Genomic DNA, 22,561 nt, shown 5'->3' on the forward strand with positions numbered 1-22,561 from the left:
CCCCCGGTTCGCGTTGCGAGTGAAGTTACTTTATGTTGCGCCTCACAAGCAAGCAGTTAAGTGAGACTTAACGTATTAACCGCGCATCATGGCCTTTCTCCTTCTGATCCGGCATATTCCGCTGTGGGTCGCTCGTGGTTGTCGGACCGGCGGGGCACGATGGACCGGTGACCGGGGCAGACGCAGACGCCGGCGCGGTGCTCGCCGGGTTCGGCCCGGCCACCCGCGCCTGGTTCGACGCCGCCTTCGCCGCGCCCACCGCCGCACAGACCGGTGCCTGGCGGTCGGTCTCCGCCGGCCGTAACGCCCTCGTCGTGGCGCCCACCGGCTCCGGCAAGACGCTCGCGGCCTTCCTCTGGTCCCTCGACCGGCTGGCGCGCGAGCCCGCACCGGCCGAGGCACGCCAGCGGTGCCGTGTGCTCTACGTCAGTCCACTCAAGGCGCTCGCCGTCGACGTGGAGCGCAACCTGCGCGCCCCGCTGGCCGGCATCCGGCAGGCGGCAACCCGGCTCGGCGTCGCACCGCCCGACATCACCGTCGGCATGCGCACCGGCGACACGCCGGCCGACGAGCGACGGGCCTTCGCCCGCACCCCACCGGACATCCTCATCACCACGCCCGAGTCGCTGTTCCTGCTGCTCACGTCCGCGGCCCGCGATTCGCTGCGCGGCATCCAGACGGTGATCGTCGACGAGGTGCACGCGGTCGCGGGCAGCAAACGCGGCGCCCACCTCGCCCTCTCCCTCGAACGCCTCGACGAGCTGCTGCCCGGCCCGGCGCAGCGCATCGGCCTCTCCGCCACCGTCCGACCGATCGACGCCTGCGCGCGGTTCCTCGGCGGCGCGCGCCCGGTCGACGTGGTGCAACCGGCCACACCGAAGACCATCGAGGTCAGCGTGCAGGTCCCGGTGGAGGACATGACGCGCCTGGACGAGCAGGAGCGGCCACCGGAGGACGACCTCGGCGGGCCCGGGCCACGCCGCGCCTCGATCTGGCCAGCCGTGGAGGAGCGGGTCTTCACGCTCATCGGGCAGCACCGCTCGACCATCGTCTTCACCAACTCCCGCCGCAGCGCCGAGCGCCTCTGCGCCCGGCTCAACGAGCTGGCCGCCGAAGAGGTGGCCTCCGCGTCGGGCGAGGGCACGGTCGGCGTACCGGAGGGGTTGTCGGCGGGCGGCCCGGCGGGCGACGGCGGCCCGGCGGCCGGCACGCACCGCTGGGGTGACCCCGCCGGTCCGGTGCGCAACCGGCCACCGGCCGAGGTGATGGCCCAGTCCGGCGCCGCCACCGGCGCGGCACCCGTGATCGCCCGCGCCCACCACGGCAGCGTCTCCCGAGAGGAACGCAAACACATCGAGGAGGCGCTCAAGTCCGGCCAGCTCCCGGCGGTGGTGGCCACCTCCAGCCTGGAGCTGGGCATCGACATGGGCGCGGTCGACCTGGTGGTGCAGATCGAGGCGCCGCCGAGCGTGGCCGCCGGGCTGCAACGGGTCGGCCGGGCCGGGCACCAGGTGGGCGCCGTCTCCCGCGGGGTGGTCTTTCCCAAGCATCGCGGCGACCTGCTCTCCTGCGCGGTGGTCGCCGAGCGGATGACCGACGGCGCGATCGAGGAGCTGCACTACCCGCGCAACCCGCTGGATGTGCTGGCCCAGCAGATCGTCGCGATGGTGGCGCTGGAGCCGTGGCCGCTCGGCGACCTGGCCGTGCTGGTCCGCCGGGCCGCGCCCTTCGCCGAGCTGCCCGACTCCGCGTTGCACGCCGTGTTGGACATGCTCTCCGGCCGCTACCCGTCCACCGCGTTCGCCGAGCTACGCCCCCGGCTGGTCTGGGACCGGGCCACCGACCTGCTCACCGGCCGTCCCGGTGCACAGCGACTGGCGGTGACCAGCGGCGGCACCATCCCCGACCGAGGCCTGTTCGGGGTCTTCCTGGCCGGTGCGGAACGGGCCGCCCGGGTCGGCGAGCTGGATGAGGAGATGGTCTACGAGTCGCGGGTCGGCGACGTCTTCCTGCTCGGCTCCTCGTCCTGGCGCATCGAGGAGATCACCCCCGACCGAGTGCTGGTCTCGCCCGCCCCCGGGCAGGCCGCGCGCATGCCGTTCTGGAAGGGCGACCAGCTGGGCCGGCCGGTGGAGCTGGGCCGGGCCATCGGTGCCCGGGTGCGCACCCTGCTGCGGCAGAGTGACGAAGCGGCGCTGGCCGCGCTACGTGACGGTGGCCTGGACGACTGGGCCGCCGGCAACCTGATGGCCTACCTGCGCGAGCAGCGGGAGGCCACCCGTTCCCTGCCCGACGACCGCACGATCGTGGTCGAGCGGTTCCGCGACGAGCTGGGCGACTGGCGGCTCGCCGTGCACAGCGTTCTCGGTGCCCGGGTCAACGGGCCGTGGGCCCTCGCGGTGGGCCGCCGGCTGGCCGAGCGGTACGGGGTGGACGCCCAGGTGATGCCCTCCGACGACGGCATCGTGGTGCGACTTCCGGACACCGCCGACGAGCCACCCGGCGCCGACGTGGTGGTTTTCGAACCCGACGAGATCACCCAGCTGGTGGAGGAGTCGGTCGGCACCTCCGCCCTCTTCGCCGCCCGCTTCCGGGAGTGCGCCGCACGGTCGCTGCTGCTGCCCCGCCGGGACCCACGCCGCCGCCAGCCGCTCTGGCAGCAGCGGCAACGCGCCGCGCAGCTGCTCGACGTCGCCCGGGAGTACGCGGACTTCCCGGTCACCCTGGAGGCCGCCCGGGAGTGCCTGCAGGACGTCTTCGACCAGCCGGCTCTGGCCGGGCTGATGCGTGACCTCGCCGCCCGGAAGGTGCGGTTGGTCGAGGTGGAGACCAACGCGCCGTCCCCGTTCGCCCGGTCGCTGCTCTTCGGCTACGTCGGGGCGTTCCTCTACGAGGGTGACGCCCCGCTCGCCGAGCGGCGCGCCGCCGCGCTCGCCCTGGATTCCACGCTCCTCGGCGAGCTGCTCGGCCGGGTCGACCTGCGCGAGTTGCTCGACCCGGCGGTGCTCGCCGAGACCGACCGGCAGTTGCGCTGGCTGACCGAACAGCGCCGCCCCCGCGACGCCGAAGACGTGGTTGAGCTGCTGCGGGTGCTCGGCGACCTGAGCGACACCGAGTTGGCCGAGCGGGGCGTACCGGAGACCTGGCTGACCGAGCTGGAGGCCACCCGCCGGGTGCTGCGGGTCCGGATCGCCGGTGAGCAGCGCTGGGTGGGCGTCGAGGACGCCGCCCGGCTGCGCGACGCCCTCGGCGTGGCGTTGCCGGTCGGGGTGGCCGAGGCGTACCTCGCCCCGGTGGCCGACCCGCTCGGTGACCTGGTGGCCCGCTACGCCCGCACCCACGGGCCGTTCGCCGCTGCCAGCTGCGCCGCCCGCTTCGGGCTCGGTGTGTTCGTCGTCGAGCAGGCGCTGCGCCGGCTCGGCGCCACCGGGCGGGTGATCTCCGGGGAGTTCACCCCCGATTCGGCCGGCGCCCAGTGGTGCGATGCCGAGGTGCTGCGGATGCTGCGCCGCCGCTCACTCGCGGCGCTGCGTCGGGAGATCGAGCCGGTGCCGCCCCGGGCGCTGGCCACGTTCCTGCCCCGCTGGCAGCAGGTCGGCTCGTCCGCCCGAGGTGTGGAGGCACTCGCCGCGACGGTGGAGCAGCTGCAGGGCGCGGCGGTGCCGGCGTCCGCCCTGGAGCGGTTGGTGCTGCCCGGCCGGGTCGCTGACTACTCCCCCGCCCAGCTCGACGAGTTGTGCGCCAGCGGGGAGGTGCTCTGGGCGGGGTCGGGAGCGATCTCCGGCGGCGACGGCTGGGTCACCCTGGCATACGCGGACGCCGCACCGCTGCTGCTTCCGCCCCCCGACGAGGCCTTGACCCGCACCCCACTGCACGACGCGGTGCTCGACGCGCTCGGCGACGGGCAGGCGCTGTTCTTCCGACCGCTCGCCGACCGGGTCGGCGCGACCGACGACGCCGCGCTGACCGCCGTGATCTGGGACCTGGTCTGGGCCGGTCACCTCACCAACGACACCCTCGCCCCGCTGCGCGCGGTGCTCGGCGCGGGCGGCGCGCACCGGTCGCGGCCGTCCGCGCCGCGCACCCGTTACCGGAGGCCCGGTCGGGTTGCGCTGCCGACCCGGGGTGGCCCGCCAACCGTCGCCGGTCGGTGGTCGCGCCTGCCGGAGCGGGACATCGACCCGACCCGGCGCGCCGCCGCCCTGGCCGACGTGCTGCTGGAGCGACACGGGGTGGTCACCCGCGGCGCGGTGATGGCCGAGCAGGTGGTCGGCGGCTTCTCGGCGGTCTACCCCGTGCTGTCGGCACTGGAGGAGCGCGGCGCGGCCCGCCGGGGTTACTTCGTCGAAGGGTTGGGCGCGGCGCAGTTCGCGGTGCCCGGCGCGGTGGACCGGCTGCGCGCACTGGCCGAGCCGACCGACGGCGCCCGGGGCCGGGGCACGCCGGCCACCGTGCTCGCCGCCACCGACCCGGCCAACCCCTACGGCGCGGCGCTGCCCTGGCCGGAGCGGGTGGTCGACTCCGGCGACGGGGCCGCCCCGGCGACCGGGCACCGGGCCGGCCGTAAGGCGGGTGCACTGGTGGTGCAGGTCGGCGGCGACCTCGTCCTCTACGTGGAACGCGGCGGCCGCACGCTGCTCTCCTTCACCGACGACACCGACGCGCTCGCCGCGGCCGGCAAGGCGCTCGCCGACGCCGTCCACTCCGGGGCGTTGGGTGCGATGTCGGTGGAGCGGGCCGACGGCGAGGCCGTGCACTCCTCGCCGCTGCGCGACGCGCTGACCGCTGCCGGCTTCCGCACCACCCCACGCGGCCTGCGCCTCCGCGGCTGACCGGCACTCAGCGGCAGACCGGCGCTCAGCCGAGACCGTTGAGCACCTTCTCGTAGCGGGCACGGTCCCCGGTTGGGGTCTTCGCCTCCAGGTAGTTGAGCACCACCGCGCCACGCCGGTACGACTGGCCGCTCCACGTCTCCGCGATGTCGCTGGCGCTGGTCTCGTCGGGAAACACGTACACCGTGACCGCGTCGGTGGAGATCAGCTCGGAACAGCCCAGGCCGAGCCCGTCCGGCCCGCAGTCGACCGATCGCTCCTTCGGGTGCGGCACCTTCAGGCCGGCGGCCTTGAACGCGTCGACGACCTGCTTCGCGCCGGGCGCACCGGCCGGCCGCTGGGGCAGCACCACCGGCGGTGGGCTGGCCAGCCGGCGCTCGGTGGGCCCCTGCGCGGCCGGGGCCGGCGGGGAGGCGGCACCACCGGCACTGGAGGGGCCTCCCGAGGGCGCCGGCAGACCGGTGGCCGTCGGGGCCGGGACGGACGAGGCCGCATCCGACTGGCCGGCGTCGTCGCTGCCGCAACCGGCGGTGAGGGCGACGGCGACCATGAGTACGCCGAGGGCGGGCAGGCTCCGATGTGTCACCAGGGCAGTCTGCCCAACGGCGACCGGGGGCGGGAGTGGCCGGTCGGCCAGTGCGATGTCCCATATCCGCCAGCCACCGGTCGACCGTGTGCCCCGGGCGCCGGGCCGGCGGAGCGGACGCGGCGGCGGGCGGGAGCCTGGCCCGAAGGTCCCCCTGGTCGGCGCGGACGACATCCCGCCGCACGACGAGCTGGTCCTGGAGCTGCGTACCGATGTCGAGGGTTAGCCTGCGGGCATGTCCGTCACGCCCTGGATCTCGCTGACCACCGACTACGGCCTCTCCGACGGTTTCGTGGCCGCCTGCCACGGGGTGATCGCCCGGATCGCGCCGGCCGCCCGGGTCGTCGACGTGACCCACCTGGTGCCACCGGCGGACGTGCGGCGGGGCGCCGCGGTGCTGGCGCAGACGGTGCCGTACCTGCCGGTGGGTGTGCACGTGGCGGTGGTCGATCCGGGGGTGGGCACCGCCCGCCGGGGCGTCGCGCTGGCCACCCCGGGTGGGCTGCTGGTCGGTCCGGACAACGGGCTGCTGCCGGACGCTGCCGCCGCGCTCGGCGGGGTGAGCGCCGCGGTGCAGCTGACCGAGCCGCGCTGGCTGGCCGGTCGGGTGTCCAGCACGTTCCACGGGCGGGACGTCTTCGCGCCGGTGGCGGCCCGGCTGGCGCTCGGCGCGCCACTGGGCGAGGCGGGGCCGCCGATCGACCCGGACGGTCTGGTCCGGATGCCGTCGCCGACGCTGACGTCGGATGATGACGGCTTCACGGCCGAGGTGTCGACCGTGGACCACTTCGGCAACGTCCAGTTGGCCGCACCGGCGCACCTGCTCTCGCCGCTTCCGGCGGCGCTGCGCGTCGGTCCGCCGGGTCCGGCACCGGCCCGGCCGGCCGTACGGGGGCGGACCTTCGGCGACGCCCCGGCCGGTGGCCTGGTGGTGTACGTCGACTCGGCCGATCTGGTCGCGGTCGCGGTCAACGGCGGACGGGCGGTGGATCTCCTTCAGGTGGCACCGGGTGACGTCCTGCGGGTATCCGGCTGATATTCGACTGTGGAATGCTTCTCCGGTGGGTGAACATGTAGTTCCCGTGGGCTGTCCCTGCTGTGCATCCCGTACTGGCGGGGGGACCTGCCCGGTCTGCTTCTGGACCGACGACGGCCAGACCGACGCCGACGCCGACGCCGTCCGGGGTGGTCCCAACGGCGACCTGAGCCTCTCGCACGCCCGACTCAACTACGCCGTCTACGGTGCCAGCCACCCGCGCTACCAGGACATGGTGCGCCCGGCCCGCCCCGACGAGCGCCCCTGACGCAGCACCCGACGGGGCGAGCATGGTGGCTCAGCAGACCGGCACGCTGCCGCCGTACACGCTGGAGATGTACGCGTGGCTGACGTACTGCCCGGTGGCCAGGCGGTTCCAGCGGGTGGTCGTGCGGTACGGGCCGGCCACCGACTGGCCGGTGACGTAGCACTGGATCGGCACGTGGGCCAGGCGGGCGGCGAGGCCACGGATCGAGTAGGACGTGCTGGCCCCGGAGCGGATGTTGAGCGGCCCGTCACCGACCACGCCGCGTGGCCCGCCTCCGGTCCACAGGTAGGCGACGTCCACCCAGGCGTTGGTGGTCAGTCGCAGACCGTCCCAGAAGGTGCCGTCGGCGAGGTCGATGCCGGCGGGGTTGAGCACGGTCCGCCCGAACTGGTCCCGCCCGCCGTTGTAGCCGGACTGGTACGCGGCCTGCGCCTCGGGCCGACCCTGCGGCAGGTCCTTCCAGTTCTCCCGTACCGATGAGGGGTTCCAGTAGTCGTCGCGGGTGTTCCACGGCCCGACGTCCCAGACCGGGGCGTACTCGCAGCGGGAGCCGGTGGTCGTACAGACCCGCACGGTGTAGTCGCCGGTGTTGAGGGGGGAGAGGCCGCGCCGCGACGGTAGCGCCACGAAGTGGTCCCGGGGTTGCACGGTACGACCGTTGGCGGTCACCTCGCCGACCAGCCCGATCCGGGTGGCGTACACCCGGTAGGTGCGGCCGGGTGTGGCGGCGGACACGGCGGCGGTCGCGTCGGCGGTGAGCTGCACGCCGCGTACCGTCGCGGTGGCGCCGCCCTGGGGCGCGGTGAGCACCACCCGGGTCTGCACCCGGGTGACCGGCCGGTCGAACACGGCGCCGGAGGTGGCGGCCTGCCACTCCGTCCAGCCGATGGCCCGCCAGCCGCGGACCTGCGCCTCCACGGTTGCACCAGCGGGGACCGAGGCGCTGATCTCGGCGTGGACCCGGGTGGCCGGGCGGGCGAGGGCGCGGGGGGTGGTCAGCAGCATCCCCTCGGCGACCGCGCTGTGCGGGCTGCGAGCGCTGCGCCCGGGAGACCGGGCCTCACGCAGTCGTAGCCCGGCGGCGGTGCGCCGGACGTTGACGTCGTCGCGGTCGACGACGGAGAGGTCGGCGCTCCACCGTTCGGCGCTCGGGGCGGCGGCGGTGAGGGTGAGGGGGCCGTGGTTGGCGGGAGCGTCGGAAACTCCGCCGGGCAGGAGCGCGGCGGTGAGCGCGAGGGTGAGGGCGGCGACGAGGGCGACGGATTGGGTACGACAACACGGTCGCGTCATGGGCATTCTCCTCAGAACCCCCTGACCCTCGCATGTCAGGAGATCATGAGGAACCTGTGTACAAATAGCGACACATGCGAATCCTGCTCGAACGAGGGAGGATGGCAGGGTGCCCGAAGGCGACACCGTCTGGAACACCGCGCGCGTGCTGCACCGCGCGCTGGCCGGCGCGCGGATCAGCGGCAGTGAGTTCCGGGTGCCGCAGCTGGCGACGACGGATCTCACCGGTTGGACGGTCCGCGAGTCGGCCAGCCGGGGCAAGCACCTGCTGCTGCGTCTCAGCGCGCCGGACGAGGCGCACTGGACCCTGCACTCGCACCTGCGGATGGACGGCGCCTGGCGGGCGTACGCCCCGGGGGAACGCTGGAACGCTCGGCCGGCGCACCTGATCCGGGTGGTGCTGCGCAGCCCCGGCGCTGTCGCGGTCGGCTACCACCTGCACGAGGTGGCCCTGGTGCCGACCGCGGAGGAGGACCGACTGGTCGGCCACCTCGGCCCTGATCTGCTGGGGCCGGACTGGGACCCGGCCGAGGCGGTCCGCCGGCTCGCCGACGCCCCGGAGCGGACCATCGGCGAGGCGCTGCTCGACCAGCGCAACCTGGCCGGGGTGGGCAACCTCTACAAGTGCGAGGTGCTGTTTCTGCGCGGTGTGTCGCCGTGGATGCCGGTCGGCGCGGTGCCCGACCTGTCCGGCATGGTGACCCTCGCGCAGCGGCTGCTCGCCGCCAACCGGGGTCGGTGGACGCAGAGCAGCACCGGCTCGCTGCACCGGGGGCAGACCAGCTACGTGTACGGGCGCCGCGCCCAGCCCTGCCGCCGCTGCGGCTCCGCGATCCGCAAGGAGGAGCTGGGCGAGCGGGTCACCTACTGGTGCCCGGTCTGCCAGCCGGAGCACCCGGACACGCCGCCACCCGGCTGACCAGGAACCCCGCCGACCAAGGCCGTCCCAGATACGGACGATTGGGTAATTCCTATCCGGCCGCCGGAGTCGCATGCTGCGGTTGAGTGCTCACCGACCGTCAGCCGAGTGCAGACGTCCGCCACGCCGGGGTGGCGGACCTCGTGCCCCGACCCGGGGAGAGTCATGGCGATGTTCCGCAGACTCCGCTCCACCTTCTTCGAGCGGACCAGCCGCGAGACCAACGGCCAGACGGCGTCCGTGCCGGCCGCGCGTACCGCGGAGGAGACCGAGACCCACCCCGCGCCGAGCCTGGACCCGGCCGTGGTGCCCCGCTACTTCGGCCCGGTGCCGAACTTCGCACACAGCCCCCGACCAACGCGTGACCCGGACGGACGGGTGGTGCCCGGCACCGGGCTGCGCAAGTTCGTCGACCCGCTGCCCACCCCGGGCCGGCCGGGCCGCACCGACCTCGGCGGCCACCTGCCGGTGGCGGCACCCGACACGATCAGCTATCCAGGCTGCGACTACTACGAGATCGGGTTGCAGGAGTACGCCCAGCGGCTGCACCGGGACCTACCACCCACCCGGCTACGCGGCTACCGGCAGCTGAACCTGGGCACCGACGCGTCCGGCCACAACACGGTGGCGCCCCCGGAACGGCCCTGGCACCTCGGCCCGATGATCCTCGCGCGCCGGGGCCGACCGGTCCGGGTGAAGTTCATCAACCAACTCCCGACCGGCCGGGCCGGCGAGTTGTTCCTGCCGGTCGACGACACGATCGAGGGGGCCGGGCTCGGCCCGCTCGACGGGCCGGCACCGTACCCGCAGAACCGGGCGGTGCTGCACCTGGCCGGGGCGCACGCCGGCTGGACCAGCGCGGGCAACCCCGGGCAGTGGATCACCCCCGCCGGGGAGATCACCCCGTACCCCACCGGTGTGGGCCTGGCCCACGTGCCGGACATGCCGCCGCCGGGCGCTGGCGCCACCACGCTCTACTACCCGAACGAGCAGAGCGGCCGGCTGATGTGGTTCCACGACAACACCCTCGGCCTGGCCCGGCTCACCGTCTACGGCGGGCAACTCGCGCTCTACCTGCTCACCGACCCGGCCGAGGAGCAACTCGTCACCGACGGGGTGCTGCCAGCCGACCAGCTACCGCTGGTCATCGAGGACAAGACGTTCGTGCCGGACGACACCCAACTGGCCGCCGAGGACCCGACCTGGGACCGGGAACGCTGGGGCGCCCGGGGAAGCCTGTGGCACCCACACGTCTACCAGCCGCGGCAGAACCCGTACCGGTCCGGCGGACGCAACCCCACCGGCCGGTGGGACTACGGCCCCTGGTCGCGCGACCCGGCCCCGGACGGCAACCGTGCCGACGGCTGCGTACCGAACCCGCACCACGACCCGGTCGGCGCGCCGGACGAACCACCGCTGAGCCCGGGAGTGCCGCACCCGTCCGCGGTGCCCGAGGCGTACGGCGACACCCCACTCGTCAACGGCGTCGCGTACCCGTACCTGGAGGTGGGGCCGCGCGCGTACCGGTTCCGGATCCTCAACGCCTGCCTGGACCGCGGCCTCAACCTCCAGCTCTACCGGGCCTGCTCGGACGGACCGATGTGGACCGACGCCGGCGGTCTGGCCGACGCCGAGGCGGGCGAGGTGCCGATGGTGCCCGCGGTACGGGCGGCGGACCGGCCGGCGGGATGGCCGACCGACGGGCGCGACGGCGGGGTGCCGGACCCGCGCGCCGCCGGGCCGGCGTTCATCCAGATCGGCAACGAGGCGGGGCTACTGCCCGCCCCGGTGGTCCTGCCGAACCAGCCGATCGGCTACCGCTACGACCGGCTCGACCCGACCGTGCTGAACATCGACGGGCACACCCTGCTGCTCGCCCCGGGCGAACGCGCCGACGTGCTTGTCGACTTCTCCGCCGTGCCGCCGGGCAGCACGCTGATCCTGTACAACGACGCACCGGCCCCGCTGCCCGGCTTCGACCCGCGCTACGACCAGTACACCGACGCCCCCGACCGGACCACCGGGGGCGGCCCACCCCCCACCGAGCCGGGGTACGGCCCGAACACCCGCACTCTGCTCCAGTTCCGGGTCACCGGGGCGCCGGCACCGCCGTACGACCTGGCCCGACTGTGCGAGAGGCTGCCCCTGGCGTACGCGGCCAGCCAACGCCCGCCGATCGTGCCGCAGCCGGCGTACGACCCGGCGTTCGGCACCCGGACAGCGTCGGAGACGACGGTGCCGGTGCACGCCACCACAGTGACGTTCACGCCGACGGCCGGCGCCGGCCCGGTGACCCTGCCGATCACGGTCAAGGCCGCACAGCAGGTCTTCGAGCCCGACCATGGCCGGCTGGCCGGCCGGCTCGGCGTCGGGCACCCGAACGCCGGACCGCTCGGCCCGACGACCCTGCCGCTCGGCCCGACCGACCCGGTCACCGAGGTGCTCTTCGCCGCCGACCCCGCCGTGCCGATGGGTACGCCGACCGACGGCACGCAGCTCTGGCGGATCAGTGGCGACGTCCGGCAGACCGAGCCGCTGCACTTCGGCGGTTGCGACGTGCAGTTGGTCAACCGGGTCGGCTGGGACGGCCGGCTGCGGCCCCCGCATGGCAGCGAGCTGGGCTGGAAGGAGATCGTCCGGGTCAACCCCCGGGAGGACGTGGTGGTGGCGCTGCGCCCGGTCGCCCCGGTGCTGCCGTTCAAGCTGGGCGACAGCGTCCGGTTGCTCGACCCGGGTCGCCCAGCCGGGGCGCGGACCGGGGCGACCCCGATCAGTCCGGCCGACGGGCGACCCGCCGCGGTGGTCAACCAACTGGTCAACCTGGGCTGGGAGTACCGCTGGCACAGCAACCTCGCCGGCCACCGCGACGGCGGGATGAGCCGGCCGCTGGTGCTGCGGGTGGCGCCGAAGGCACCGACCGGGCTGACTGCCACGCCGGTGCCCGGCTCGGCCACCGCGCTGCCCGCCATCACGCTGGCCTGGACCGGCAACGGGGGCCGACCACCCGCCACCAGCCACCTGCTCCAGCGGGCCACCGACGCGACCTTCGGCGGCGAGGTCACCACGATCACCGTCGCGGCCGCCGCAACCCGCTACACCGACGCGACCGTGACCCCCGGGGTCACCTACCACTACCGGATCCGGGCGGAGAATGCCGTCAGCTACTCGTCGTGGTCGAACGGCGTACCCGCCTCGGTGAACCTGGCCGCACCGAGTGGACTGGTCGCGGCACTCCCGCCTGCCGCGCCGCTGCGGGTGGCGCTGCGCTGGACGAACCGGTCGTTCGCCACCGGCATCGACGTGCAGCGGGCCACCAACCCGACCTTCACCAGCGGCCCGAGCACCACGGCGATCGGGGTCGGAGACACCCACCTGGACGTCACGGTCGCACCGGACACCACGTACTACTACCGCGTGCGGACCACCTACCTGGGGGCCGCGTCGGCCTGGTCGACGGTCGCCGCCGTGAGTTCCCCGCCCGCGCCTGGCACCCCGAGCGGGGTGACGGCCACCGCCAGCGCACCAGGTCCGGACACCGCGACGGTGATCCTGGCCTGGGCGTCGAGCACCTCCGCCGGTGCGGGGTCCGGGTTCATCGTGCAGCGGGCGCTGGACCCGGTGTTCGACCGGGAGGTGGCCACCTTCACGGTGACCGGTCGCGGCTTCACCAACACCGGGCTGGCCCGGGGCGTGACCTACCACTACCGGATCCGGTCGTTCAACGTCGTGGGCAGCTCGCCGTACACCGGCCCGATCCAGGTCACGACACCGCCGTGACGGCTGGGGGTCAGCGGCCGGCGATGGTCAGCGGCAAGGCCCGCTCAGCGGGTGGGCGCACGCAGCGGAGTGCCGACGGCACGCAGCTCGGCCAGGGCACCGGCGACCCCGTGCAGCAGGTCGGTCGCCTCGGTGAGCCGGTCGGCGGCCGGGTGGGCGGTCTCCGGTCGGGCGTCCTCGGCCAGGTAGCCGGCGGCGGCGACCACCAGCCGTTCGTAGGCCGCGACCCCGCCCTCCAACTGGGCGGTCAGCGCGGCGTGTGCCTCGGCCAGCGGCGGCCGGGCATCAGCCGGCGCCAGCCGCAGCGCACGTTCGACGCTGGCCACCCGTGCGGCCAGGTCGCGCAGCGAACGGTCGGCGGCGGCGGCCTCCAGCACCGCCGGCTCGGCCAGCCCGGTGAGCCGTGGGGCCATCCCGGCCAGGGTGAGTGCCGCCCGGTCCAATCGAGCCCACTGCTCGCCCGCGCTGGTGCCGCGCAGCGCGATCCGAGAGCGGACCCGGCGTACCTCGGCCAGCACACCCGGGCCGACCGGCAGCCGCTCGACGGCGGCGACCAACCGGGCCCGCGACCGGGCGGAGGCCTCGGCCGGGTCGAGCGCGGGGGGTGCCGGCCGGGCGGCCAGGGCACGCAGGTCGACCCAGCGCCAGGCAGCGAGGGCCACCGCACTGCCCGCGGCGCCGGCCCAGGCCGCGTCGGGCAGACCGAGACCGGCGTACGGCGTCAGCACCGCCGCCGCGCCGCCAAGCCCACCGGCCAGCACGCTCCATCGTCGGGCGGACCGACGAAGCCGGCCCAGCCTGCGGAAGTACCGCGTCCGCTCGTCTGCCACCCTGACCTCCTCGGTCCGGTCGTTCAGCCGGCGGCGGTCGGGTCGCCGGTGCCCCGCTCGCGAGCCATGCTGGCGCGGAGCTCGTCCAGCCGGGCGGCGGCCGCCGGGTCGGTGGCCGGGCTGGCCTTCTCAGCCTGCGGCACGGCCGGTCGCTGCGACGTCCCGCCGAGCTGCTCCCCGGCCATGCTGGACCGGATCTGCTCCAGCCGGGCCGAGCCGGCCGAGTCGATCGTCGCCTTCTGGATCTCCAACATCCGGCCCTCGGCGGAGTTGCCGGCCAGTTCCGCGCGACCCATGGCGTTGGCGTACCGCCGCTCGATGCGGTCGCGCACCTCGTCGAGCGACGGGGTGGTGCCGGGCGCGGTCAGCGACGACATCGACTCCAGTGAGCGGGCCACCGTCTCCTGCATCTTGGCCTGCTCCAGCTGGCTGAGCAGCTTGGTGCGCTCGGCGAGCTTCTGCTGAAGGATCATCGAGTTGTTCTCGACCGCACGGCGGGCCTGGGCGGCGGCGCCCAGCGCCTGGTCGTGCAGGGTCTTCAGGTCTTCGGTGGCCTGCTCGGCGGAGACCAACTGGGTGGCCAGCGTCTGCGCCGACTGCTCGAAGCGGGCGGCCTCGGCCTCGTCACCCTTGGCCCGGGCCTGGTCGGAGAGCACCAGGGCCTGCCGGGCGTTGCCCTGCAACCGCTCGACCTCGGACATCTGCCGGGACAGCTTCATCTCCAGCTGACGCTGGTTGCCGATCACCGCGGCGGCCTGCTGAACCAGCGCCTGGTGCTGCCGCTGGGCATCCTCGATGGCCTGCTGGATCTGCACCTTGGGATCGGCGTGCTCGTCGATCTTCGCACCGAAGAGCGCCATCAGGTAGTTCCAACCCTTGACGAACGGGTTCGCCATCTCCGCGATATCCCCTCAGTAGCGTCGCTCCACCACGGCGGACCGGATGGACCCACCGACCACGACCGGCCGGTCTCCATCGTCCCAGCCGAACGCCAGCGAGGCATCCGTACCGGGCGGTCGACGGCACCGGCAGCTCCTGCGGGCCACCCTACGCGGCCGGGGCCACCCCGCCCATGGTCAACCGGAAGGACGGGCTCAGGCGGCGCAGACCACGTCCCGGTCGCGCTCGGTCGGGCGGACGCGGGCTCGACGCAGCGTGGCCTTGAGCGGCGAATCCTGGCGGACCGAGACGGCGACCTTGCCGTCGGAGGTGACCTGGCGGACGCCACGGTTGCTGCTCTTGTGCACGGCAGCGGCGTCGGCCGGCTCGTCCTGCATCGGGACGAGCACCCCCGGCATCTGCTCAGCGAGCGCCACGGTGTCACTCACCTCGCGCAGAAGCTCGGACAAACGGGCACCGAGGGCGTCACAGATCGCGGCGAGCAGCTCGCTGGACGGCTCCTTGTGCCCCCGCTCGATCTCGGAGAGGTAGCCGAGGCTGACGTTGGCGGCGGTGGACACCTCACGCAGCGTGCGCTGCTGCCCCTGCCGGCGCGCCCGCAGTGCGTCACCGATCACCCGGCGTAGCAGGACCATCGCACCTCCCCCTGAGGGATACCTCACGCCCGGCGCCGGGCAGCCGGTCGCGGCGGACCGCGCCGACCCCGAACGTCGGAGCCTTCCCGCAACCGTACCCGTTGCGGGCCCGGGCGACATCCCGCCCCGCCCGTCCGTTCGCCGGGAAGGGCTCACCGGCGCGCGGCGGCGATCGTCCCCGCCCCACCCGGGGCGGCCTCGCCCGCGGTGTTGGGCTCGGCTTCAGCCTCGTCGGCTTCCGCCGCGTCGATCTGATCGGTCAGCAGTCGCAGCGCCTCGACCACCGCCGCCGCGCGGACGTGTTTCCGCCCGCCGCCCAGGTCGAGCTCGCGGACCTCGACGCCACTCGGGCCGGCGACCGCGACGTAGACCAGGCCGACCGGCTTGCCGTCCTGCGGCTCGGGGCCGGCGACGCCGGTGGTGGCCAGCCCCCAGTCCGCACCGCAGCGTCGACGACCGCCCTTGGCGAGTGCCGCCGCCACGTCCGGGTCCACCGGCCCCCGCTCGGACAGCAGGTCGGCGGGTACGCCGGCCAGGCTGCCCTTCAGCTCGGTGGCATAGACCACGAGGCCGCCCTGGTAGACCCCGCTGACCCCGGCGATCTCCACGATCGACGCGGCCAGCAGCCCACCGGTGAGCGATTCGACCGTGGCCAGGGTCTCGTGCCGCTGCGCCAGCCTGTGCACCACACTCGCCGCCGCGCTGCCCGGAGCCTCATCGCCCGCCGGCTCCCCAGAATCCGTGTCCCGCTGCATCAACCCGTCCTTCCCCACCCGCGGACCCGCAACCCTCCCGGCACCATGACGTCGATCATGACCGGAGGCGGCGGAGGCGGAGGGCCTGCGCGATGTAATCGAAGCCGGTGGCGACCGTGACCAGGACGGCGGCGGCCATGATCCAGGGGCCCACGGCGGCGAGGGCGGCCGGCATCGGCCACAGGTACCACGCGATGGCCAGGATCTGGAGCGCGGTCTTGACCTTGCCGCCTCGGCTGGCGGCGATCACACCGTGCCGGATCACCCAGAACCGCAGCCCGGTGATGCCCAACTCGCGGACGAGGATCAGCGCGGTCACCCACCAGGGCAACTGGTCGTACCAGGAGAGCAGCACCAGGGCCGCGCCGGTGAGCGCCTTGTCGGCGATCGGGTCGGCCACCTTGCCGACCGAGGTGACCAGCCCGAACCGGCGGGCGATCCAGCCGTCCACCAGATCGGTCGCCGAGGCCACCGCGAAGATCAGGCAAGCCGCCATCCGCCAGCCGGAGTGGGTCATCCCGGACATGATCACCGAGGCGGCGAAGACCGGCACCAGCACCAGCCGTAGCGCGGTCAGCGCGTTGGCCGCGTTGAGGACGGGCACCACGGCGACCACCCGGCCCGACGCCGACTCCGTCGCTCCGGTCACCGCCGACTCCGTCGCGCCGGTCATCGCCGACTCCGTCGCGCCGGTCATCGCCTCACTCCGCTCGGGCCGCCGTGGCGTTCCCGGCACCGCACCACCTGGCTCCCCCGCTCCGCTCGGGCCCGCCGTCACCGTGCCGCGCCGGGCGCCGCCGAGATCATCTCATCCGGCACGGCCAGCAGGTCCACCCCTTCGGTTCCGGTCACCGTCGCGCGAACCAGGTCACCCGGGCGCAACGCGGCCAGATCGACCCCGCCCTCGGCCGGGGCGACCAGGGTGGTGGAGCCGTCCACCTCCGGCGCCTGGTGCGCCGCCCGGCCCTCCACCACGCCGTCGACGATCGAGTCGACCAGCACCTCGACGGTCGAGCCGAGCCGGTCCTCAGCCCGCTGCGAGCAGAGCTCGTCGGCGAGCGCGCTGAGCCGGTCGTAGCGCCGCTTGATCGTCGCGGCGGAGACCTTGCCGGGCAGCCCGGCGGCTTCGGTGCCGTCCTCGTCGCTGTAGTCGAACATGCCGATCGCGTCGAGCCGAGCCTCGGTCAGGAACCGGACCAGTTCGTCGACGTCGGCACGGGTCTCGCCGGGGAAGCCGACGATGAAGTTGCTCCGGGCGCCCGCATCCGGGGCCAGCGCACGGGCACTCGCCAGCAGCTCCAGGAACCGGTCGGTCGAGCCGAAACGCCGCATCCGGCGCAGCACCGGCTCGCTGGAGTGCTGGAACGACAGGTCGAAGTAGGGGGCCACGCCCGGGGTGTTGGCGATCGCCTCGACCAGCCCGGGCCGGGTCTCGGCCGGCTGGAGGTAGCTCGCCCGTACGCGGACGATGCCGGTCACCGCGGCGAGCTGCGGCAGCAGCTTCTCCAGCGCCCGGGGGTCACCCAGGTCCTTGCCGTAGGAGGTGGAGTTCTCGCTGACCAGCACCAGCTCCCGTACGCCGGTCTTGGCCAGCCACTCCGCCTCGGCGAGCAGCTCGTCCGGGGTACGCGAGACGAACGCCCCACGGAAGGCGGGGATGGCGCAGAACGCACAGCGGCGGTCGCAGCCGCTGGCCAGCTTCAGCGAGGCGACCGGGCCGGTGTCCAGCCGGCGGCGCAGCACCTGGCGCAGGTGCGCCGGGGTGTGCTCATCGGTGTCGACGGCGGCGCGCACGACGGTGCCGTGCCCGGGCAACGACACCCCGCTGTCACGCCGCTTCACCGGGGTCAGCGGCAGCAGCTCACGCCGGTCCCGGGGGGTGTGCGCGGTGATCTGCTCGCCGGCGACGACCGCGTTCAGTCGGGCGGCGATGTCCGGGTAGTCGTCGAAGCTCAGCACCGCCTGCGCCTCGGGCAGGCTGTCGGCCAGCTCCCGGCCGTACCGCTCGGCCATGCAGCCGGCGGCGATCACCTTGGCGCCGGTCTCGGCGGCGGCGAGCAGGGTCTGGATGGAGTCCTGCTTGGCTTTCTCCACGAAGCCGCAGGTGTTGACGACCACCACGTCGGCGCCCTCGCCGTCGGTGGTCACCTGCCAACCGTCGGCGTGCAGCCGGGCGGCCAGCTCCTCCGAGTCGACCTCGTTGCGGGCACAGCCCAGGGTGAGCAGGGCGACACGACGGCCCTGGGCGTTGTCAGAAGGAGAAGGAGCGGTGGCAGACACCATCCGAGGGTACCGGGCCTGCCGGGGAAGCCCACGCACGCGGGCTGGCCGAGCGCCTGTCAGCCCGCCCCGCTGTGCTGTACGGCTCCGAATGGAGGCCGGCCGGCCTGGCGCTGTTCGGTCAGTCCCGCCCGCGTTCGGTCAGCGAGCGGTGGCGGCCACCCGGGTCAGCGCGTCGAGGAGGAACACCTCGGTGCCGGCCAGGCCGGTGGAGCAGAAGACGGAGATCTGGTCCGCGGTGGTCCGGCCGGAGACCGCGCCGGCCAGGATGCCACCGAGGTCCCGCAACCGTCCGGCGTACGGGGGTGTGGCCGCGAGCATCGGTGGCTGGTAGTCCGCCGCCTGGGCCGGCGAGTCGGTGACCAGCAGGTCGGCGGCGTCCAGCAGGTCGGTGCCGAACTCGCTGCGGTCGCGCTGTTTGAAGCCGACCGCGTTGACGTGCGTGCCGGGGCTGAGGTCGGCGGCGTGGAGCACCGGCGTCGGGCTGGTGGTCGCGAGCACCACCAGGTCCCGCCCTGCCACGGCCGAGGCCGGCTCGGTCACCGCGCGGGCCGGCACGCCCAGCTCGGCGCGGACCCGGGCGGCGAAGGCGTCCCGCCGCGCGGCGGAGCGGCTGTGCACCAGCACCTCGCGCAACGGGCGGACCGCGGCGGTGGCCCAGACCTGGGTCCACGCCTGCCGGCCGGAGCCGATCACTCCGAGGGTGGCCGCGTCCGGGCGGGCCAGCGCGTCGACGGCCAGGCCACCCAGCCCTCCGGTACGACGGGAGCCCAACTCCTCGCCGACCGCGACCGCCCGGATCGCCCCGGTTCGCGCGTCGTGCAGCACCACCAGTTGGTCGCCCTGCGGGTGGCCGAAGGTGTCGTACGAGCGGAAGCCGTACCACTCACCCACCAGGTGCCCGGCGGTGAGCACCATCCGCCCACCGCCCAGCGGGGCGGCGGTCCGGGGCGGGGCGACCAGGCGTCCCTCGTACGCGGCCACCAGGGCGGCGCGCATGGCGTCGACCGTGGTGGCGGCGTCCAGCACGGCGGCGACCTCGGGATCGGCGTAGAGCAGGGTCATGGCCGCCATAGTGCAAGTTGAAGTGAGGTAGAGGTCAACGGGTCGTGGCGGGAGTCACCGCGCCGCCCCGGGCCCGGTGCTAGCGTCGGCGTCGGTGGCCCTCGGATGCCCGTGGCCGCTCCGGACGAGTGGTGGGCGTACCCGGTCAGGCCAAGACGCCCCGCGTGACGTGCAGACTCGACTCGTCCCGGCGCGGCAGCCCGGGCGCTCTCCGTGAGGTGGACGATGGCCTGGCTGGTGTTGGTGATCTCAGGACTGCTGGAGACCGCCTGGGCGATCGCCCTGGACCGCAGCGCCGGCTTCAGCCGACTGGTCCCGTCGGTGGTGTTCGTGGTGACCCTGGTCCTGAGCATGGCCGGGCTGTCGTACGCGCTGCGGGAGATCCCGGTCGGCACCGGGTACGCGGTCTGGGTCGGCATCGGCGCGGTCGGCACCGCCCTGATCGGCATGCTGGCGCTCGGCGAGTCGGCGAGCCTGCCCCGCATCCTGTGCCTGTCGCTGGTGGTCGCGGGTGTGATCGGTTTGAAGATCTTCCACTGAAGAGCCGCACCGGCACGAGTGGTGAGCACGCACAGTGGGTAGTCATCGATCCGTCACCAGCGGCTCTCACCAGGAGGAAGACATGGCCGACATGCCGAGCACCGCCCGTCCCCGCAGCAACGCCGCCCGGATCCTCACCATCGTGGGCTTCGTCTTCGCGGTCCTCGCCCTGCTGCTCAGCCCGATCATCTTCGGCGTGCTCGGCGTCATCGCGGGCATCGTCGGCGCCGTTCTGGGCGACAAGCCGCTGGGCTGGTACGCCGCCGCGGCCAGCGTCGTCGCCGCGATCATCGGTGTGGTGGTCGTCGCCGCGTTGATCAACAACTGACCGCCCCACGATCACGGGCCCGCCGGACTCCGGCGGGCCCGTTCTGCGCTCCGGGCCCGGTCAGTCCCCGTCGCCGCGCAGGCCGACCAGGACCTCGTCCAGCTCGTCCGGCTTGACCAGCACGTCACGCGCCTTCGACCCCTCGGACGGCCCGACCACGCCACGGGTCTCCATCAGGTCCATCAGTCGGCCCGCCTTCGCGAAACCGACCCGCAGCTTGCGCTGAAGCATCGAGGTCGAGCCGAACTGCGAGGTGACCACCAGTTCCACCGCCTGCACCAACAGGTCGAGGTCGTCGCCGATGTCCTCGTCGATCTTCTTCTTGTTCTCCTGCGCGGGGGCCAGTACGTCCTTGCGGAACTCCGGCTCCCGCTGGTCCTTGCAGAACTTCACCACGTCGGCGATTTCCCGCTCGGTGACCCAGGCACCCTGGATCCGCACCGGCTTGGAGGCGCCCATCGGCAGGAACAGCCCGTCACCACGGCCGAGCAGCTTCTCGGCGCCCGGCTGGTCGAGGATGACCCGCGAGTCCGCGAGCGAGGAGGTGGCGAACGCCAGCCGGGACGGTACGTTCGCCTTGATCAGACCGGTCACCACGTCGACCGAGGGGCGCTGGGTCGCCAACACCAGGTGGATGCCGGCGGCCCGGGCCAGCTGGGTGATCCGGACGACCGAGTCCTCCACGTCGCGCGGCGCGACCATCATCAGGTCGGCCAGCTCGTCCACGATCACCAACAGGTACGGGTACGGCCGCATCTCCCGTTCGCTGCCCGGCGGAGCCTTGATCTCACCGTTGCGCACCTTGCGGTTGAAGTCGTCGATGTGCCGGACCCCGTTGGCGGCGAGGTCGTCGTAGCGCATGTCCATCTCGCGGACCACCCAGTCCAGCGAGTCGGCGGCCTTCTTCGCGTTGGTCACGATCGGGGTGACCAGGTGCGGAATGCCCTCGTAGCCGGTCATCTCGACCCGCTTCGGGTCGATCAGCAGCAGCCGCACCTCGTCCGGGGTGGCCCGGGTGAGGATGGACACCAGCAGAGTGTTGAGGCAGCTCGACTTACCCGCGCCGGTGGCGCCAGCGATGAGGATGTGCGGCATCTTGGCGAGGTTGGCCACCACGTAGCCACCCTCGATGTCCTTACCGAGGGCCACCACCATCGGATGGTGGTCGCTGGTCGCCGCCCGCGAACGCAGCACGTCGCCGAGAGCGACGTTCTCCGGGTCGGTGTTCGGGATCTCCACGCCGACCGCGCTCTTGCCCGGGATCGGGCTGAGGATCCGCACGTCCGGTGACTTCACCGCGTACGCGATGTTGCGGGACAGCTGGGTGATCCGTTCGACCTTGACGCCGTGCCCCAACTCCACCTCGTACCGGGTGACGGTCGGGCCGCGGGTGAAGCCGGTGACTGCGGCGTCCACATCGAACTGGTCGAACACGCCGGTCAGTGCGGCGATCACCTCGTCGTTGGCCTTGCTGCGGGTCTTCGCGGCGGCACCGGCGCTGAGCATGTTGGCCGGCGGCAGGGTGTAGTCCCCGGCCAACCCGGTCAACGCGAGTTGTTCGGCCCGGGTCGGGGCGGGCGAGTGCTCCGGCGGCTCGACCGGCGGCTTGCGGCTCGCCGGCACCTTCGACGGCGCCTTGCGCGGCAGCACCATCGTCTCCTGGAGGTCCGCGCCCTCCAGGTCCTCGAAGTCGTCCGGGTCCAGTGGCGACGGCATCCGCTTCGCCGGTCGTCTGCGCGCCGGCTTGGCCGGCTCGTCCGCCTCCTCGGCGGTCTCCGGTGCGGCGACCAGCCCGCCGGCCAGCAGGCCCAGCCGCTCGGGGATCTTGTTGATCGGCGTCGCGGTCACCACGAGCAGACCGAAGAGCAGCAACAGGATCAGCAGCGGAACCGCCACCCAGGCGGTCACCGCCCGCTCCAGCAGCCCGCCGATGCCCGCGCCGACCAGGCCGCCCGCGAAGTCACGCTGCAGCGGGTCGGCCGGGTCCTGACCGATCTGGAGCAGCGCGGCCGTCGACACCAGCAGTGAGCCCCAGCCGATCAGCCCGCGGCCCCGGTGCGCCGGATCCGCCGGCTGACGCATCAGCCGCCACGCCCCGATCATCAGCAGCACCGGGACGACCACCGAGATGGCGCCCAGGAACAGCCGGATCGAGTCGGCCAGTCGCGCGCCCACCGGACCGGCTCCGGAGAACCAGAGCGCGACGGCGCTGAGCAGGGCGAGCCCGAACATCAGCAGGCCGGCACCGTCGCGGCGGTGCTCCGGGTCGAGGTCGCGGGCCGAGGCGGCCTGCCGGCCGGCGGCCCGCACCGCCCAGCCCATCCCGTGCGCCAGGCCCATCCACAGTGCTCCGACCGCGCGGCCCACGTAGACGGCCGGGCCGGGCCGGGCGGGCGCGGTGCGACGCCGGACCGGCGCCCGGGTCTTCTTCGCCGGTTGACGGGCACGACTGTTGGTGCCACCGCGCGGCGACGCGCCGCGCCGCCGGCTCGCCTGAGAGGTACGGCCCGCCATAGAGTC

18 protein-coding genes and 1 riboswitch are annotated in these 22,561 nt (G+C 73.8%); of the genes, 8 read left to right on the plus strand and 10 right to left on the minus strand.

The window, feature by feature from the left end; translation table 11 throughout:
• The first annotated feature begins 167 nt into the window (after positions 1-167).
• Positions 168-4,832: an ATP-dependent helicase gene (locus tag ACQEUX_RS17805; RefSeq protein WP_433048689.1), complete on the plus strand. Its 4,665-nt coding sequence runs from the start codon at positions 168-170 to the stop codon at positions 4,830-4,832.
• Between the two features lie 25 nt (positions 4,833-4,857).
• On the opposite strand, the gene ACQEUX_RS17810 is transcribed toward ACQEUX_RS17805, so the two are convergent.
• Positions 4,858-5,418 carry a hypothetical protein gene (locus ACQEUX_RS17810; protein WP_433048692.1) on the minus strand — a complete coding sequence of 187 codons (561 nt, stop codon included), beginning with the start codon at positions 5,416-5,418 and terminating at the stop codon, positions 4,858-4,860.
• Positions 5,419-5,473: 55 nt separating this feature from the next.
• On the opposite strand from ACQEUX_RS17810, the gene ACQEUX_RS17815 reads away from it, so the two are divergent.
• Genes ACQEUX_RS17815 through ACQEUX_RS17825 form a run of 3 tightly spaced genes read left to right on the plus strand, consistent with a single transcriptional unit; the run spans position 5,474 to position 6,722 of the window.
• Positions 5,474-5,644: a hypothetical protein gene (locus ACQEUX_RS17815; protein ID WP_433048694.1), complete on the plus strand. Its 171-nt coding sequence runs from the start codon at positions 5,474-5,476 to the stop codon at positions 5,642-5,644.
• A gap of 9 nt (positions 5,645-5,653) precedes the next feature.
• On the plus strand, positions 5,654-6,454 hold the full coding sequence (locus tag ACQEUX_RS17820) for an SAM hydrolase/SAM-dependent halogenase family protein (protein WP_433048697.1): 801 nt from the start codon (positions 5,654-5,656) through the stop codon (positions 6,452-6,454).
• Positions 6,455-6,479: 25 nt separating this feature from the next.
• A complete protein-coding gene (locus tag ACQEUX_RS17825) occupies positions 6,480-6,722 on the plus strand; it encodes a CPCC family cysteine-rich protein (RefSeq protein ID WP_225854764.1) in 243 nt (80 codons plus the stop codon).
• Between the two features lie 30 nt (positions 6,723-6,752).
• Here ACQEUX_RS17825 and ACQEUX_RS17830 read toward each other — a convergent pair whose 3' ends face one another.
• Positions 6,753-8,012 (minus strand): hypothetical protein, encoded by a 1,260-nt coding sequence (locus ACQEUX_RS17830; protein ID WP_433048702.1) that lies wholly within the window; start codon positions 8,010-8,012, stop codon positions 6,753-6,755.
• A 109-nt stretch (positions 8,013-8,121) separates the two neighbouring features.
• On the opposite strand from ACQEUX_RS17830, the gene ACQEUX_RS17835 reads away from it, so the two are divergent.
• Both ACQEUX_RS17835 and ACQEUX_RS17840 read left to right on the plus strand, forming a co-directional pair.
• Positions 8,122-8,931, plus strand: a complete 810-nt coding sequence (locus ACQEUX_RS17835; RefSeq protein ID WP_433048705.1) for a DNA-formamidopyrimidine glycosylase family protein — start codon at positions 8,122-8,124, stop codon at positions 8,929-8,931.
• 165 nt (positions 8,932-9,096) lie between these two features.
• Entirely contained in the window at positions 9,097-12,708 is a 3,612-nt protein-coding gene (locus ACQEUX_RS17840) for a hypothetical protein (RefSeq protein ID WP_433048708.1), read from the plus strand.
• Between the two features lie 44 nt (positions 12,709-12,752).
• On the opposite strand, the gene pspM is transcribed toward ACQEUX_RS17840, so the two are convergent.
• The 7 genes from pspM to ACQEUX_RS17875 all read right to left on the minus strand — a co-directional run bounded on the left by pspM (position 12,753) and on the right by ACQEUX_RS17875 (position 19,173).
• Positions 12,753-13,538: a phage shock envelope stress response protein PspM gene (pspM, locus tag ACQEUX_RS17845; RefSeq protein ID WP_433048711.1), complete on the minus strand. Its 786-nt coding sequence runs from the start codon at positions 13,536-13,538 to the stop codon at positions 12,753-12,755.
• 23 nt (positions 13,539-13,561) lie between these two features.
• On the minus strand, positions 13,562-14,434 hold the full coding sequence (locus tag ACQEUX_RS17850) for a PspA/IM30 family protein (protein ID WP_433048714.1): 873 nt from the start codon (positions 14,432-14,434) through the stop codon (positions 13,562-13,564).
• 198 nt (positions 14,435-14,632) lie between these two features.
• Positions 14,633-15,073, minus strand: coding sequence for a helix-turn-helix domain-containing protein (locus tag ACQEUX_RS17855; RefSeq protein WP_433048717.1), 441 nt, complete (start codon positions 15,071-15,073; stop codon positions 14,633-14,635).
• Positions 15,074-15,225: 152 nt separating this feature from the next.
• Positions 15,226-15,828 (minus strand): CinA family protein, encoded by a 603-nt coding sequence (locus tag ACQEUX_RS17860; protein ID WP_433048720.1) that lies wholly within the window; start codon positions 15,826-15,828, stop codon positions 15,226-15,228.
• 55 nt (positions 15,829-15,883) lie between these two features.
• Positions 15,884-16,477, minus strand: a complete 594-nt coding sequence (gene pgsA, locus ACQEUX_RS17865) for a CDP-diacylglycerol--glycerol-3-phosphate 3-phosphatidyltransferase (RefSeq protein WP_433049941.1) — start codon at positions 16,475-16,477, stop codon at positions 15,884-15,886.
• Positions 16,478-16,602: 125 nt separating this feature from the next.
• Complete coding sequence (gene rimO, locus ACQEUX_RS17870; RefSeq protein ID WP_433048723.1) at positions 16,603-18,111, minus strand: 30S ribosomal protein S12 methylthiotransferase RimO; 1,509 nt, start codon at positions 18,109-18,111, stop codon at positions 16,603-16,605.
• A 138-nt stretch (positions 18,112-18,249) separates the two neighbouring features.
• Positions 18,250-19,173 (minus strand): ornithine cyclodeaminase family protein, encoded by a 924-nt coding sequence (locus tag ACQEUX_RS17875; RefSeq protein WP_433048726.1) that lies wholly within the window; start codon positions 19,171-19,173, stop codon positions 18,250-18,252.
• Positions 19,174-19,264: 91 nt separating this feature from the next.
• Positions 19,265-19,338, plus strand: a riboswitch (guanidine-III (ykkC-III) riboswitch).
• Between the two features lie 60 nt (positions 19,339-19,398).
• Between ACQEUX_RS17875 and sugE the strand changes: the two genes are divergently transcribed.
• Positions 19,399-19,713, plus strand: a complete 315-nt coding sequence (sugE, locus tag ACQEUX_RS17880) for a quaternary ammonium compound efflux SMR transporter SugE (protein ID WP_433048729.1) — start codon at positions 19,399-19,401, stop codon at positions 19,711-19,713.
• 82 nt (positions 19,714-19,795) lie between these two features.
• Positions 19,796-20,041 carry a hypothetical protein gene (locus ACQEUX_RS17885; protein WP_433048732.1) on the plus strand — a complete coding sequence of 82 codons (246 nt, stop codon included), beginning with the start codon at positions 19,796-19,798 and terminating at the stop codon, positions 20,039-20,041.
• 60 nt (positions 20,042-20,101) lie between these two features.
• On the opposite strand, the gene ACQEUX_RS17890 is transcribed toward ACQEUX_RS17885, so the two are convergent.
• Positions 20,102-22,555, minus strand: a complete 2,454-nt coding sequence (locus ACQEUX_RS17890; protein WP_433048735.1) for a DNA translocase FtsK — start codon at positions 22,553-22,555, stop codon at positions 20,102-20,104.
• Between the last annotated feature and the right edge of the window lie 6 nt (positions 22,556-22,561).

This window comes from Micromonospora sp. CA-259024 (genome assembly GCF_050936255.1).
GTDB lineage: Bacteria > Actinomycetota > Actinomycetes > Mycobacteriales > Micromonosporaceae > Micromonospora.